This is a genomic window from Streptomyces sp. NBC_01306 (assembly GCF_026340465.1).
GTDB lineage: Bacteria > Actinomycetota > Actinomycetes > Streptomycetales > Streptomycetaceae > Streptomyces.
This window is the reverse complement of record NZ_JAPEPC010000001.1, coordinates 956,577-972,144: the sequence shown is the minus strand read 5'-3', so window position 1 is coordinate 972,144 and position 15,568 is coordinate 956,577. Positions and strand designations below refer to the sequence as shown.

Sequence of the window (15,568 nt, the reverse complement as noted above, 5' to 3'; positions counted from 1 at the left end):
GCGGCATCGAGTTCTGTGGTCAGAACCCCGCTTCGGCACCGATGAGAAGGTGCCAGGGCCAGTCGTCATCGCGGGTCACCGGCTCCGGGTCCGGGGGGAGAAGGCTTCGCGTGGCCTCGGACACGGGTGCCCGCAGGATTCCGATGGTGCTGTCGATGAGGTTGGCGGTGAGCAGCGCGACCCGCCGCGCGTTGTCGGACCCGCTCTGTTCCATGGCGTGCTCGCACGCGGCCAGGGCGCGGACGGTGAGCATCATGGCCAGGGCGAGCCGCGTGCGCAGGATGTTTTCGGGCAGGTCGTCCAGGAGGCGGGCGATTGCGCTGAAGACGGTCTGCACGCTCTGTGTGGCCGCTGGATCGGCCGGTACGAGGGCCACCGTCCATGGGGGAGTGGCCACTTGGGCGAGGAAGCGCGCGTAATGGCTGTGCTCCTGCTCGATGAGCGCGCCGGCCAGCGGACGGATGAGGGCGTCGGCCAGTTCTTCCAGGGAGGGCTCCCGGCCGTTCTCGTACAGGGTGGCCAGCAGGTGCTGACGGCGGATGTCCACCTGCCCCGTATGGCGTTCGAAGATCTCCCGGACGAGCTGTTCCTTGCTGCCGAAGTGGTACTGGGCCGCCGACTTGTTGCGCTGACCCGAGGCCGCGGTGATCTCCCGGAGCGATACGGCGTCGATCCCCCGCTCGGCGAACATGTGCAGGGCCACCTCGGCCATGGCCTCGCGTGTCGTGCTTCCTCTGGTCATGGATCCCATTGTAAGGCACCCGCCTTAAAGATTGGTGTACCTTGCTAAGGCACTCGCCTTATTTCTGAGCGCCAGGGAAGGATCCCCCATGAAATCCCCCACCTCGAAACTGCGTCGCGTCGCGACACTGGCCGCATCGGCTGCCGGTGCCGCCGCGCTGGTGCTCGCCGGCACCGGAGCGGCGCAGGCCGGGCCACTGCTGAGCGGCCCCGGCCCGAGCCGGGCCCCCGGTTCCACCGGCCGCCCGGCGAGCCCGCACGCGGTGCCGGGCAGCGAGGTCCACAACCCGTTCATGGCGCAGGACGGCCGGAGCGCCATGCACGGCGACAGTATGCGAGCAACACCCAGCCGCAGGGTGGTCCGTTGGGACGCCACCCCGGGGTGACCAGTTCCAGCAAGGTCACCGACCCGAAGGACCCGGCCCAGTGCGCCACGGCCACGTTCCTTCGCAACGGGCTGATGGTCCTCAACTGCGGCGGCGCCTCGCACCATCCGACCCTGCGGCTGGAGGACCCCACCACCCTCAAGGACCTGGCCTCCTACCCGCTCCCGGTGCGGCCCTCCACCTACCAGGCGGCCGCTACCGGCAACCCCGCCCTGATGTTCTCCGACACCTCGGGCTCCTACTACTACCTGGACAACCGCGACCGGATCGTCATCGCTAGCGCCGATCAGCACATCCAGCGACTGACGGTGGATCACATACCTTCCGGTCGCTGGGAGTTCAAGCAGACGGACAACTGGGACCTGCGCCCGTACCTGCCGCACACCTGCGCCACCGCAGCCGACCCGGACCCGAAGGGCGAGTGCGACCCGGTGACCGCGGTCCAGGTGGACTACCAGGGCCTGATGTGGTGGGTCAGCGACCACGGCCGCGTCGGTACGGTCGACCCGGACACCGGCACCGTCCGGACGGTCGACCTCCACGGCGAGCAGATCGAGAACTCCTTCTCCACCGGCCCCGACGGCGCATTCATCGCCACCGACCACGCCCTGTACAAGATGCACGCGGGGCCGGACGGTACGCCGCGGACCGACTGGCGCGAGACGTACGACCGCGGGACCCGCACCAAGCCCGGCCAGATCAACCAGGGCACAGGCGCGACGCCCGCCCTGCTCGGCAACAAGTACGCAGGCATCACCGACAACGCCGATCCCCGTATGCACGTCCTGGTCTACCGGCGCGGCAACCACGTCAACGGCAACCGCCTGGTCTGCTCCGTTCCTGTCTTCCGGCCCGGCGCAGGCGCCACCGAAAACTCGCTGACCGCCTGGGGCAACGGTTTTTCGGTGGAGAACGACTACGGCTACACGTCCACCAAGAGCACCCAGGGCGGCCGGAGCACCCCCGGCGGGATCACCAAGATCGAGGTCAACAAGGCGGGCACCGGCTGCAAGGTCGCCTGGACCAGCAAGGAACAGTCACCCACAGTCGTCACCAAGCTCTCCCGCTCCAACGGCCTGCTGTACGCCTACTCGAAGCCGGAGAGCAGCAAGGGGGTCGACGCCTGGTACCTCACCGCCATCGACTGGCGCACCGGTAAGACGCGCTTCCGCACCCTGACCGGGACGGGCGACGCCTACAACAACAACTGGTCCCCGATCACCCTCGGTCCCGACGGCTCCGCCTACATCTCCACGTACAGCGGCATCGTCCGGGTCCACGACAGGACCGGCAGCTAGTTCCACTGGGTTTGCAAGGTGGGTGAAGGCCCGGATGACGGGTATGGCCGGCCGCCGTGGCCGGCCATACCCGCGCGTTCCGGTTACCCGCCGAAGGTCTTCGTCGCCGGATGGGTCGACAACGCCGCCTGGTTGAAGGTGACGGCCAGGCCGTGTCCCCGCAGCCGGGAGGCGCGCTGGTCGATCTTCCAGCCGTCGATCCGCACCCCGATGTTCTTGTGGTCCCGGACCTGACCGGTGTCCAGTTGGACCCTGGCAGTGCGCGACTCACCGCCCACCAGGTTCAGGTAGTTGTCGTCGAACGTCGCCGGCAGAATGCGTTCGCCGGTCCGGGTGTCGTACACCTGCAGGTGCACCATCAGTGCCACGGCCCCGCCGGTGTTCTCGACCTCCACGGTCAGCTCGGTGTTGTCCCTCCCGTGCTTCACGTCGGCCGTGACGGAGACGGCGGCCGGGGCCACATCGTTCAGGCTCAGGAATCCCGCGGCCCGGGCCGGGTTCTCGATCCAGTAGAAGTTGCGGACCGGTTCGGCGCCGTGCGCATCCTTGAACGAGAGCCGGACGAAGGCGACATCGGAGGGTGCGCCGTTCAGCTGCGTGGCGATGTTGCCGATCACCGTGTGATCCGATGCCGCTGCCCCGCCGACGCGCCAGGAGGTGTTGGCGAACGCCTTCCCGTCCAGGTCGTAGAGCGTGACGGCTACGGTGCCCCGCACGGCCTCTCGGGTGTGATTGGCCACCACCACGTCGTACGTCTTGCTGTTGAGGATCACGTTGACCCGCCGGCAGGCGTGCTGGACCGCGTAGAACGACGAGTGTGCCTCAAGATCGTGCGTGTACATCTGCCAGACGAAACTGGGCTGCGCGGGATTGGTCATCCACATGATGACGCCGGTGCGCGGGTACGGTTTGCCCGGCGCGGCGCTCTCCATGTTCGCGGCGTGCGCCTCGTAGATCGCCTTGATGCACTCGTAGTTCATCAGCTGGGACTTGCGGGCGAAGTCCGGGAGATTCTGCGGATCGCCGTAGCGCTTCGCGGTGATCTGGAGGTAGCCCGCGCCGCCGCCGTTGCCGCCGTTGCCGTTGACGTCCCGGTCGGCCCAGGAGTCGTCCGGGTGCTCCCACGACGCCTCGGGGATCATCTTCTTGATGAACTCCAGCGTGGGGATCGAGTACGAGCCGACCTCGTTGTGGAACGGCGGCCAGTGGGTGCCGTCGTTGAGGTCGAAGTGGGTGCTGGGGGTGACCCAGTGGTACGGCCCGCCCGAGCTGTAACCGCCAATGGGGTTCTTGCCGGTGTCGCCGGCCGAACTGGTCAGCGAGGCGCGCTTGGGGTCCAGCTCGGCGACCAGCGCGTCCAGGCCGTCGACGAGCTGCTGCGGCGGCGGGCCCTCGTTGCCGCCGCACCACAGGAGGACCGACGGGTGGTTGCGGAACCGCACGATGCACTCCCGGATGTTGTCCAGGTCGCGGGTGACGTTCGCCGGGGCAGGACCTTCCGTCGAGCAGAAGAAGTCCTGCCAGACGAGGATGCCGAACTCGTCGCACGCCTCGTAGAAGTCCTCGGTGCTGCTCTGGCCGTTCCAGTTCCGGATCAGGTTGAGGTTGGCTTCGCTGTGCAGCCGCACCTGCTCGCGGAGCCGTTCCCGCGGAATGCGCTTGAGCGCCTCGTCCAGGCCCCAGTTGCCGCCCATCACCAGGATCGGCTGGTTGTTGACGGTGATCGCCAGACAGTCAGTCGGCGTGCCGGTCTGTGACTGGATCGGCTTGGTGTACTCGATCCGCCGGACGCCGAAGTCCACCGTCCGCTCGTCGTGGACCTGGCCACCGGACTCGACGCCGATCGAGAGCCGGTAGCGGTGGGGGTCGCCGTACCCGTTGGGCCACCACAGCTTCGGGCGGTTCAGCCGCAGGCAGTCGATGTCCTTCGACGTCACCGTCACCGTGGATGCGCCGGCCGGCACGGTCACGGTCCGGGCGAACTCGTGGCCGTCGAGGGTGCCCCTGACCACCACGGACCGGGACGAGTCGAAGGCGCTGTCGAGGGTGAGTCCGATCGCGATGTCGGCCGTGCTCAGATCAGCGGACAGCGTCGGATCGACGTGCACGTCGGTCAGCCGGATCTGCCCCGTCGTGGACCAGGTGACCGGCTGCCAGATGCCCAGGTCCCGGTCGGGGATGGTCGGCAGCCAGTCCCAGCCCGCCGTACAGAAGAACGTCGGGCCGTTCTTCAGAGTGATCCCGGTCTTGCCGCCGTTGCGCCCGCCGCGGGTCACGCCGCTGGCGTAGCTCGGCAACGCCGGGGGGTCGACGTAGTCCAGCTTGCCGATCAGCACCGCGAGGTGAGCCGTGCCGTCGGCCTTCGCGATGATGTCCGTGACATCGAAGACGCCCCGCTTGAACGCACCCTCGATGGTGCCCACCTCGGTGCCGTTGAGCCAGATCGTCCCGAGGTAGTTGATGCCGTCGAACCGCAGCCAGAACCGCTGGCCCGGGATCAGCCGCGGCACGGGGAACGCGACCCGGTACCAGTAGTCGGTGTCCTTGAGGGTGTCAGGGACCGTGTCGGTCACGATGTGGCCGTACAGCGGATCGGGGTACTCGCCGTTGGCGATCATGCTCGTGAGCGGCGTGCCCGGCACGACAGCCGGCTTCAGGCCGGTGATGCGCTGCGCGCTGGCCATCCGGTTCCCGGGCGGCGTCGTGCCGTCCGCCGCGGTGAAGGTCCAGCCGCTGGTGATCTCGCGGCCGTCGGTGCGGACGAGATGGGTGCTCTGGCTGTTCGGGGTGCCCGCGGTGCCTGTGGTGCCGCCGCCCGGCGCTGCGTCGGCGACGCCGGACAGCCCGAGCGCGCCGAGAACACCACCACCGGCGGTGGCGATCCCGCTGGACAGGAAACGCCTGCGATTCAACTGGGTCACGTCGCTCCCGGTGCGTCGTTCGACAACGTTGTCAGTGCCGATGTGAGTTCCATGGTCGGCAGGCCCTGATCCCTTTGTCAACGGCCTTGGGGCCAGGGCTCGGTACCGACGGGCTCCCACCTGCCGCCGACGGCCGGCCCGCAGACGCCACCACCCCTCCCTGAACCGGCATGTCGCAGGTCGGGGTGGGGGCGGTGGCTTCTGTGGTCAGCCCAGCACACCGCCCATGGCGGCGAGGAACAGCCCGAGAGCGACAGCGCTACAGGCCAGCGCGAGGGTGATCGAGCCCCGATTGCCGGACCGTAACGGGCGTTGTCCGTGGGCGGGCGTGGCCGGGTCCGCAGGTGCGGTGCCCGTGGTGGTGTCCACCGTTTCGAGCAGCAACGCACGGCAGTGCGCGGCCAGTTCGGTGATGTTGCCGTCGAAGGGTGCGGTGGTCTCGGCGCGGGCCGGGGCGGAGGTGCCGCCATCGAGCAGCCGGCCGGCGCGGATGTGTACGTGGCCTGTTCCGCGGGCTGTCAGACTTATCCACTTTCCGACGTGCTCGCCGCGGATGACGGCGCTGCCGCCGCGCTCCCGGTAGACGGTGTGCTGACGCCACAGCAGGGCGGCGAGTTGCCGGCTGGTCGTATGGATCTCAAGGCTGTTCAATTCGGTCCTGTCGAATCTGACTGGCGAGATGGCTGGGCTTGCCGGTATCCGCCGCACGTTGCTGTTTTCGGGAGGCGATTCAGGGGGCGCTGCGCTGGGTGGCCCAGGCCGGGTCGGCCTCATGGTCTTCGGCCGCCGCGGACGGCTGCCGGGCCCGCGGCCCGCTCCCCGCGACCGCGGTGGCGACGGACTCGGCGGCTGCCGCCCGACCGTCAGCCGGATCGGTTCCGGTGGCCCGTAACAGCAGTGCGAGTGAGGGGACTTGGACCCTTCTTCGTCCGGATCGGGCCGCGCGTCCGGTGATGTGTGTACTCAACTTGTGTGTCCCTTCCGGATCGCTCGTCGCGAGCGACCATCAAGGGACTGTAAATGCAGAGTAAACCCGTTGCTTCCAGCGGAAGTTGACGGCTATTGAGACATGGTTCACGGTTGCTTGGAGGAACACCCATAACCCGAAACCCCCTTACGGAGGACGGGGAGGGGGTTGGGCGGAAAGGTGTGACATGTCCGAGTGAAGCTTGTGAGGAGATGGCGACGCACCCCTTCCCGGCCGCACGAATGCGGGCCAGGAAGGGGTGCGTCGGGCAGGACCGGTTCAGATGTCCCGGAAGATCTCGATCTGTGCGCCAACGGAGTTGAGGCGCTCCGCCAGCTCCTCGTATCCGCGGTTGATCACGTACACGTTGCGCAGCACCGACGTGCCCTCGGCCGCCATCATCGCCAGCAGCACCACCACCGCCGGGCGCAGCGCCGGCGGGCACATCATCTCCGCCGCGCGCCAGCGGGTCGGTCCTTCCACCAATACCCGGTGCGGGTCCAGGAGTTGGAGTCGGCCGCCCAGCCGGTTGAGGTCCGTCAGATAGATCGCGCGGTTGTCGTAGACCCAGTCGTGGATCAGGGTCTGGCCCTGCGCGACCGCCGCGATGGCCGCGAAGAACGGCACGTTGTCGATGTTGAGCCCCGGGAAGGGCATCGGGTGGATCTTGTCGATCGGGGCTTCGAGCTTGGAGGGCCGTACGGTCAGGTCCACCAGCCGGGTCCGGCCGTTGTCGGCCGCGTACTCGGCGCTGCGGTCGTGGTCGAGGCCCATCTCCTCCAGGACCGCGAGCTCGATCTCCATGAACTCCACGGGGACCCGGCGGATCGTCAGCTCCGACTCCGTCACGACGGCGGCGGCCAGCAGGCTCATCGCCTCGACCGGGTCCTCGGAGGGGGAGTAGTCGACATCCACGTCGATGTCCGGCACTCCGTGCACGGTCAGCGTCGTCGTGCCCACGCCGTCCACCCGTACGCCCAGCGCCTCCAGGAAGAAACACAGGTCCTGGACCATGTAGTTGGAGGACGCGTTGCGGATGACGGTCACGCCGTCGCTGCGCGCGGCCGCGAGCAGCGCGTTCTCGGTGACGGTGTCGCCGCGCTCGGTCAGCACGATCGGGCGGTCGGGAGTGGCGCCCCGCTCCACCTGCGCGTGGTAGAGCCCCTCCGTCGCCGTGATCTCAAGACCGAAGCGGCGCAGCGCGATCATGTGCGGCTCGATGGTGCGGGTGCCCAGGTCGCAGCCGCCCGCGTACGGCAGCTTGAAGTTGTCCAGGCGGTGCAGCAGCGGGCCGAGGAACATGATGATCGAGCGGGTGCGGCGGGCGGCCGACGCGTCGATGGCGGCCATGTCCACCTCGGCGCCCGGGGCGATCTCCAGGTCCTTGCCGTCGTTGATCCAACGGGTGCGTACACCGATGGAGTTGAGCACCTCCAGCAGGCGGTACACCTCCTCGATGCGGGCGACTCTGCGCAGCACCGTCCGCCCCTTGTTGAGCAACGAGGCGCAAAGCAGCGCCACACAGGCGTTCTTGCTCGTCTTGACGTCGATCGCGCCGGAGAGCTGGCGTCCGCCGACCACCCGCAGATGCATCGGCCCGGCGTAGCCCAGCGAAACGATCTCGCTGTCGAGAGCCTCGCCGATCCGGGCGATCATCTCAAGGCTGATGTTCTGGTTTCCGCGCTCGATGCGGTTCACGGCGCTCTGGCTTGTGGCGAGCGCATCGGCCAGCTGAGTCTGTGTCCAGCCCCGGTGCTGACGGGCGTCACGGATGAGCTTGCCGATGCGTACGAGGTAGTCATCTGCCATACGGCAGACGTTATCTCACATATGAGATGCCGACTCGTCGGGGTGGGCCATTGGAGTGACGGGTGTGGCGACGGCCCGGACGCGGACGCCTTCCGTGACGCGACGCCCCGGCTGCCGACCGGGCCCGCCACGCATCCGGCTGGGCGCCCCGGGGCCGGAGGTATGGCGGGCGGGCGCGTCGTCTGTGAGTCGCATGTGAGGCGGAGGCGGCCCGGCCGGTTTGTCCACTTCTGGGCGGAGCGGGGGTGCCGGGAGGCTGGTGCCGCTCAGGTGGAGCTGGTGGTGCCGGCCGGCGGAGCCTGTTGGTAGAGCGCTACCAACACACCGTGCACGGGCTGGTCCTCGGTATCTTCCTCGGCCCCGTCGACCAGTTCGGCGAGGGCCTCGCCGAGTTCTCGTGCCTTCCCGGGGCTGAGGCGCAGGTGGCGCAGTGCCAGGTGGGTCTCGGCGGGCGAGCGGTCCAGTTCCTGGGCGACCGCGGCGAGCATCGCGGCGGTGCCTGCCGCCCGGGGTTCGGCGACGACCATGTGGCGGGCCGTGCGCTGGTAGTACTGCTCGGTGCCGCCGCGGACCTGGCGGGTCTCGGCGATGTGGACCAGCCCGGCTTCGCGGAGCACTTTGAGGTGGTGGGCCACATTGCCCTTCTTCGCGTCGAGTTGCGCCGCAAGCCGGCTGGTGGTGGCAGGCCGGTGGCCCAGGGCGAAGAGCAACCGCTGACGCAATGGGTGGGCGAGCGCCGCGAACTGCTCGGGCGCACCGATCTCCTGGACGTCCTCAGGAGGTGGCAGATAGGGAGGCTGGTTGCGCATACCGAAAGTGTCTAACTCTCTTGACGCTTTCGCAAGGGCGGTGCTCTACTCCCAGCCATGACGACGCTTACGCAGTTTCGGCCAGCACCTGTCATCGACGAGACGGCCCGGCTCCTGATCGAGCACTACGTTTTCCCGGAGACAGCCGAGCAGCTGGCGGGCCTGCTGCGACGGCGCCTCGCCGAGGGCGCCTATGACGTCGACGGCGCCGAAGAGCTCGGTCGGCTTGTCACCGCGGACCTGCAGTCCGTCAACGGCGACCGACACCTGAGGCTGAAGTACCACGCTGACCGGGTGCCTCCGGAGCAGGGGGCGGCCACCCTGGCCTCCATGCGCCGGGACTTCGACACCTCGCTGGGCGGTGCGCCCCGGGTGGAGTTGCTCGACGGAGGGGTCGCCGTGGTGGAGCTGGCGCCGATGCTGTTTCCGCTGGAGTGGGCCGCTGAACCGCTGAGCGCCGCGCTCACCCTGGCGTCCCGCGCCCAGGCGCTGATCGTGGACCTTCGTGCCAACCGGGGCGGCGACCCGGACACGGTCGCCTTCGTCTGCAGTTACCTGTTGGACGAGCGCACTCACCTCAACACCATGTACTGGCGGGACGGCGAGCGCCACGAGCAGTCCTGGAGCCTGCCGCACGTTCCCGGCGCCTGCTTCGGTGGCAGCAAACCGCTGTATGTGCTCTCCAGTGACAGCACCTTCTCTGCCGCTGAAGAGCTGGCGTACGACCTCCAGCAGCTCGGCCGCGCCGTTGTCGTCGGCGAGCGCACCCGCGGTGGCGCACATCCGTGCCAGGGCTGGACCGTGCACCCGCGCCTGGAAGCCACCGTCCCCGTGGGCCGCGCGATCAATCCCGTCTCCGGCACGAACTGGGAGGGCGCCGGTGTGCAACCGGACATCCTGTGCGCTGCTGCCGACTCCCTCGACCGTGCGCACGCGCTGGCCCTCGCCCGGCTGGCAGAAATAGCTGGTTCGCAGTCGAACGCCTCGATGGCATGACAAAGGACAGGGGCGGCCGGGCGGCTGTCCCTTCGCACTCGATCGAGCCGTCATCTCAACGACCCCAGCCATTCGGGCTTCCATCCCGGCGAACCTGGTCGCGCGGCTCAGTGCACTGGGAGGTATCAGTGCGGATGCGGCGGCGTCGGCGAGCCTCCACCGCTTCCCGGAGACTCAGAACGACACGGTGAGGGCGATGACGACGATGTTGGCGATGAGGTACAAGCCCGTCGAGATGGCGAAAGTGCGGTTGTTGAAGCGCCGCGCCGCCGGTTCGGCCATGGGATCGGTCAACAGCTTCATGACGTAGGTGGTGTTGGCGACACCGACCAGTACGTAGATCAGGCTCATGAAGTGGATCTCTTCGACCAGCGTCACGTTCAGGAAGGTGCCCAGCGCCTCGTCGACCGCCCGCAGATTGAGCATGATCGTGAAGAGCGCGGTACCGAGAATCCCGAGCCGTGCGACCATGGCGACCTCGTTGTCCTTCGACCAGATCAGAAACGAGACCAGGGCGACCAGGAGAGCCACATAGACCGGCAGGATCTGCTTGCCGAAACTCGTGATGTCCACTCGGGTGAGCTGGAACTCGATCACCAGCTGGGAGTAGTGACTGCTGCCTCCTCGCTTGAGCCGGGGATCGCCGAAGCTCGTCCGGTAGGGCGCGTCGCCGACACCGATCCGGAATCGCGTGATCTTGAAGTCGCCGGGATGGATCCTGGGGCTGTACGTGGAGTTCTTCACATCCGCCCGGTAGACGAACCGTGACTTGTCCAGTTTGTTTTCCTCAACCTGGATCCGGACGACCTGTTTGTCGAACGGGAAGTCCGTCAGGTTCAGGGTCTGCCGGAAGGTCCCGGCCACTTTGACCTGGGTCCAGTACTCGTTGTCCACCTTCTCGCTGGAAGGCGCGGTCAGCATCGTCTTCGTCGCGTTGGTGAATTCGAGACGCTGGAGAGCGTCAAGATCCTTGTGTGGGCATACGCTCCACAGCCACAGCTCCGCGTTCACGGTGCCCTGGACCGGATCCACCGCGTAGAGGTCGGTGACGTAAGCCCCGACACTGCAACTGGGCGCGGCCGCAGCGGCGGGCGTGGCGATGATCAGCGTGCTCAGCACCGCAGCGACCGCTGCGAGCAGGGCGGCCGCTCCCGGCGGGAGCCCGGCCAGGAAGTCACGTCGGCCGTTCGCTGGCCCGCCGTACGAACGGGGCATACCTGCGAGCCTCCAAGGACGCCGGCGGGAGCAGCGGGAACTGCCTCAGGGGAGCGTTTCCACGCGGACCTTAACCCGGCGGCCGAGGCGAGATCGCGATCACAGCGGCCCAGCCCGCAGAGCGGCTCAGATGCACCCGTTCGGCTCATGCCCAGGGCCGCGGCGCGGCTGTCGACCATGCAGGCGGCATGCTCATGATCGCCCAGGCGGTGCCCCTGTCATTGAGACAGGACAGTGGCCCCACATGACCTCCGAGCGGACGTGTACTAGAGTTATCTCGACATCGAGATATCTGCCGAGGCGCATCGCGGCCGTCACTCGGTAAGGGTTACCTAACTAATCCTCACTGTAGCGGATGGCCGAGCAGCCGCAGGCGGCACCACGCGGCGCCGGCGCTCATGAGGCGCGGCGCGGTAGAACGCGCACTTTGATGAAGGAGACTGTCGTGTCGGCGAACAGCTTCGACGCCCGCAGCACGCTGCGCGTGGGCGACGAGTCGTACGAGATCTTCAAGCTGGACAAGGTCGAGGGCTCCGCTCGCCTCCCTTACAGCCTGAAGGTCCTGCTGGAGAACCTGCTGCGTACCGAGGACGGCGCGAACATCACCGCCGACCACATCCGGGCGCTCGGCGGCTGGGACTCGCAGGCCCAGCCGAGCCAGGAGATCCAGTTCACGCCGGCCCGCGTGATCATGCAGGACTTCACCGGCGTGCCCTGCGTCGTCGACCTCGCCACCATGCGCGAGGCCGTGAAGGAGCTCGGCGGTGACGCGGCGCAGATCAACCCGCTCGCCCCGGCCGAGCTGGTCATCGACCACTCCGTCATCGCCGACAAGTTCGGTACGTCGGACTCCTTCGCGCAGAACGTCGAGCTGGAGTACGGCCGCAACAAGGAGCGCTACCAGTTCCTGCGCTGGGGCCAGACCGCGTTCGACGAGTTCAAGGTCGTCCCCCCGGGCACCGGCATCGTCCACCAGGTGAACATCGAGCACCTGGCCCGCACCGTCATGGTCCGCAACGGCCAGGCGTACCCCGACACCCTCGTCGGCACCGACTCGCACACCACCATGGTCAACGGCCTGGGCGTGCTGGGCTGGGGCGTCGGCGGTATCGAGGCCGAGGCCGCGATGCTCGGCCAGCCGGTCTCGATGCTCATCCCGCGCGTCGTCGGCTTCAAGCTGACCGGCGAGCTGAACGCCGGCACCACCGCCACCGACCTGGTCCTCACGATCACCGAGATGCTGCGCAAGCACGGCGTCGTCGGCAAGTTCGTCGAGTTCTACGGTGAGGGCGTCGCCGCGACCTCCCTCGCGAACCGCGCCACCATCGGCAACATGTCGCCGGAGTTCGGCTCCACCGCCGCGATCTTCCCGATCGACGCCGAGACGCTGAACTACCTGCGTCTGACCGGCCGTGACGAGAAGCAGGTCGCGCTCGTCGAGGCGTACTCCAAGGAGCAGGGTCTCTGGCTCGACCCGGCCGCCGAGCCCGACTTCTCCGAGAAGCTGGAGCTCGACCTCGCCACGGTCGTCCCCTCCATCGCCGGCCCGAAGCGCCCGCAGGACCGCATCGTCCTCGCCAACGCCAAGGCGCAGTTCGCCCAGGACGTCCGCAACTACGTCTCCGAGGACGAGGAGTCCGGCAAGGAGTCCTTCCCGGCCTCCGACGCCCCGGCCACCCACAACGGTGTGCCGAGCCGTCCGACCACCGTCACGGCCCCCGACGGTTCGACGTACGAGATCGACCACGGCGCCGTCACGGTCGCCGCGATCACCTCCTGCACCAACACCTCGAACCCGTACGTCATGGTCGCCGCCGCGCTCGTCGCGAAGAAGGCCGTGGAGAAGGGCCTGACCCGCAAGCCCTGGGTCAAGACCACCCTCGCCCCGGGTTCGAAGGTCGTCACCGACTACTTCGACAAGGCCGGGCTCACCCCGTACCTCGACAAGGTCGGCTTCAACCTCGTCGGCTACGGCTGCACCACCTGCATCGGCAACTCGGGCCCGCTGCCCGAGGAGGTCTCGAAGGCCGTCAACGACCACGACCTGGCCGTGACGTCGGTGCTCTCGGGCAACCGCAACTTCGAGGGACGCATCAACCCCGACGTCAAGATGAACTACCTGGCCTCCCCGCCGCTGGTCGTCGCGTACGCCATCGCGGGCTCCATGAAGGTGGACATCACCAAGGACTCGCTGGGCACCGACCAGGACGGCAAGCCGGTCTACCTCAAGGACATCTGGCCCACCGAGGCCGAGGTCAACGACGTGGTGGCGAACACCATCGGCGAGGACATGTTCAACAAGTCCTACCTGGACGTCTTCGCGGGTGACGCCCAGTGGCAGGCGCTGTCGATCCCGACCGGCAACACCTTCGAGTGGGACCCCGAGTCCACCTACGTCCGTAAGCCCCCGTACTTCGAGGGCATGACGATGGAGACCACCCCGGTCGAGGACATCACCGGCGCCCGGGTCCTCGCCAAGCTGGGCGACTCGGTCACCACCGACCACATCTCCCCGGCCAGCGCGATCAAGGCCGACACCCCGGCCGGCAAGTACCTCACGGAGCACGGCGTCGAGCGCCGCGACTTCAACTCCTACGGCTCGCGCCGCGGTAACCACGAGGTCATGATCCGCGGCACCTTCGCCAACATCCGCCTGCGCAACCAGATCGCGCCGGGCACCGAGGGCGGCTACACCCGCGACTTCACCCAGCCGGACGGGCCGGTGTCGTTCATCTACGACGCCTCCCAGAACTACCAGGCCGCCGGCATCCCGCTGACCGTCCTGGCGGGCAAGGAGTACGGCTCCGGATCGTCCCGCGACTGGGCGGCCAAGGGCACCGCGCTGCTCGGCGTCAAGGCCGTCATCGCCGAGTCGTACGAGCGCATCCACCGCTCGAACCTCATCGGCATGGGCGTCCTGCCGCTCCAGTTCCCGGAGGGCAAGACCGCCGAGTCGCTCGGCCTGACCGGCCAGGAGACCTTCTCCTTCACCGGTGTGACCGAGCTGAACAACGGCACCACGCCCCGCACGGTCAAGGTCACCACCGACACCGGCGTGGAGTTCGACGCGGTCGTCCGCATCGACACCCCCGGTGAGGCGGACTACTACCGCAACGGCGGCATCATGCAGTACGTGCTGCGCAACCTGATCCGCAAGTAGGCGGACGGGCCGCGAGGCCGCGAAAGGGCCGTACCCCAGCCGGACATCACGGCAGGGTACGGCCCTTCCCCATGCGCCCGTGCCCGCGGGTCAGCGGACGCCGAGCAGATGCTCCATGGCCAGCTGGTCGAGCGCCTCGAAAGCCATGGAGCGCTCCGCTGCCGCGCCGGTGTCGAACTCCTCGTACGCGGAGCGGTCCGCCAGCAGCCCCTTGACGCCGTCGGCGGCGGTGGGCACGGCCAGCTCGTCCAGGCGCGAGGCGGCCAGCGCCTCCTGGACGGTCGGGTCGGCACGGAACGCCAGCGCGCGCTCCTGGAGGATCAGGTAGTTGCGCATGCAGTTCTTCGCCGACTCCCAGACGCCGTCGAAGCCGTCGGTGCGGACCGGCTTGAAGTCGAAGTGGCGCGGTCCGGTGTAGCCGGCGCTCTCCAGGAGGTCGACGAGCCAGAACGCCTGGCGGAGGTCGCCCGCCCCGAAGCGCAGGTCCTGGTCGTACTTGATGCCGGACTGGCCGTTGAGGTCGATGTGGAAGAGCTTGCCCGCCCAGATCGCCTGGGCGATCGAGTGGGTGAAGTTCAGCCCGGCCATCTGCTCGTGGCCGACCTCCGGGTTCACCCCGTACATCTCCGGGCGCTCCAGCCGCTCGATGAAAGCGAGGGCGTGGCCGACGGTGGGCAGCAGGATGTCGCCGCGCGGCTCGTTCGGCTTGGGCTCGATGGCGAAGCGCAGGTCGTACCCCTGGTCGACGACGTACTCGCCGAGCAGGTCGAAGGCCTCTTTCATCCGGTCGAGCGCCACCCGTACGTCCTTGGCGGCCCCGGACTCGGCGCCCTCGCGGCCGCCCCAGGCCACATAGGTCCGCGCGCCCAGCTCCACCGCCAGATCGATGTTGCGGATGACCTTCCGCAGCGCGAAGCGGCGCACATCCCGGTCGTTGGACGTGAAGCCGCCGTCCTTGAAGACGGGGTGCGTGAACAGGTTCGTCGTGGCCATCGGGACCTTGAGACCGGTGCGGTCCAGCGCGTCCTTGAAGCGCGCGACGAGCGCCGAACGCTCGCTCTCCGACGCGCCGAACGGGATCAGGTCGTCGTCGTGGAAGGTCACACCGTGCGCGCCCAGTTCAGCCAGGCGCTCCACGGACTCGACGGGGTCCAGGGCGGGGCGGGTCGGGTCGCCGAAGGGGTCGTTGCCCTTCCAGCCGACGGTCCACAGACCGAAGGTGAACCTGTCTGCGGGCGTGGGGGTGAAGCGGTCCGGCATGTTCAG

At 68.2% G+C, this 15,568-nt stretch carries 11 protein-coding genes; 4 read left to right on the top strand and 7 right to left on the bottom strand.

The genetic code is table 11. The features are described from left to right. Positions 1-19: 19 nt before the first annotated feature. Positions 20-742: a TetR/AcrR family transcriptional regulator gene (locus OG385_RS04205; protein WP_266851947.1), complete on the bottom strand. Its 723-nt coding sequence runs from the start codon at positions 740-742 to the stop codon at positions 20-22. Positions 743-830: 88 nt separating this feature from the next. On the opposite strand from OG385_RS04205, the gene OG385_RS04200 reads away from it, so the two are divergent. Together OG385_RS04200 and OG385_RS04195 are read left to right on the top strand one after the other, a co-directional pair. After that, entirely contained in the window at positions 831-1,127 is a 297-nt protein-coding gene (locus tag OG385_RS04200) for a hypothetical protein (protein ID WP_266851945.1), read from the top strand. After that, positions 1,124-2,425 (top strand): hypothetical protein, encoded by a 1,302-nt coding sequence (locus tag OG385_RS04195; RefSeq protein ID WP_266851944.1) that lies wholly within the window; start codon positions 1,124-1,126, stop codon positions 2,423-2,425. The genes OG385_RS04200 and OG385_RS04195 overlap by 4 nt, the downstream gene beginning before the upstream one ends. Before the next feature lie 83 nt (positions 2,426-2,508). On the opposite strand, the gene OG385_RS04190 is transcribed toward OG385_RS04195, so the two are convergent. The 4 genes from OG385_RS04190 to OG385_RS04175 form a co-directional block, all read right to left on the bottom strand. After that, positions 2,509-5,346 (bottom strand): glycoside hydrolase family 2 TIM barrel-domain containing protein, encoded by a 2,838-nt coding sequence (locus tag OG385_RS04190; protein WP_266851942.1) that lies wholly within the window; start codon positions 5,344-5,346, stop codon positions 2,509-2,511. 207 nt (positions 5,347-5,553) lie between these two features. Next, a complete protein-coding gene (locus OG385_RS04185) occupies positions 5,554-5,997 on the bottom strand; it encodes a hypothetical protein (protein ID WP_266851940.1) in 444 nt (147 codons plus the stop codon). Positions 5,998-6,592: 595 nt separating this feature from the next. Then, a complete protein-coding gene (locus OG385_RS04180) occupies positions 6,593-8,122 on the bottom strand; it encodes a UDP-N-acetylglucosamine 1-carboxyvinyltransferase (RefSeq protein WP_266851939.1) in 1,530 nt (509 codons plus the stop codon). Between the two features lie 266 nt (positions 8,123-8,388). Beyond that, complete coding sequence (locus tag OG385_RS04175) at positions 8,389-8,931, bottom strand: helix-turn-helix transcriptional regulator (protein ID WP_266851937.1); 543 nt, start codon at positions 8,929-8,931, stop codon at positions 8,389-8,391. A 57-nt stretch (positions 8,932-8,988) separates the two neighbouring features. Between OG385_RS04175 and OG385_RS04170 the strand changes: the two genes are divergently transcribed. Next, complete coding sequence (locus tag OG385_RS04170; protein ID WP_266851936.1) at positions 8,989-9,927, top strand: S41 family peptidase; 939 nt, start codon at positions 8,989-8,991, stop codon at positions 9,925-9,927. A 174-nt stretch (positions 9,928-10,101) separates the two neighbouring features. Here OG385_RS04170 and OG385_RS04165 read toward each other — a convergent pair whose 3' ends face one another. Next, a complete protein-coding gene (locus tag OG385_RS04165; protein ID WP_266851934.1) occupies positions 10,102-11,142 on the bottom strand; it encodes a hypothetical protein in 1,041 nt (346 codons plus the stop codon). 445 nt (positions 11,143-11,587) lie between these two features. Here OG385_RS04165 and acnA point away from each other — a divergent pair, with 445 nt between their 5' ends. After that, positions 11,588-14,302, top strand: coding sequence for an aconitate hydratase AcnA (gene acnA, locus OG385_RS04160; protein ID WP_323183627.1), 2,715 nt, complete (start codon positions 11,588-11,590; stop codon positions 14,300-14,302). A gap of 90 nt (positions 14,303-14,392) precedes the next feature. Here the strand turns inward: acnA and xylA are convergent, their stop codons facing one another. Further along, positions 14,393-15,562, bottom strand: coding sequence for a xylose isomerase (gene xylA / locus OG385_RS04155; RefSeq protein ID WP_266851932.1), 1,170 nt, complete (start codon positions 15,560-15,562; stop codon positions 14,393-14,395). Positions 15,563-15,568 lie beyond the last annotated feature (6 nt).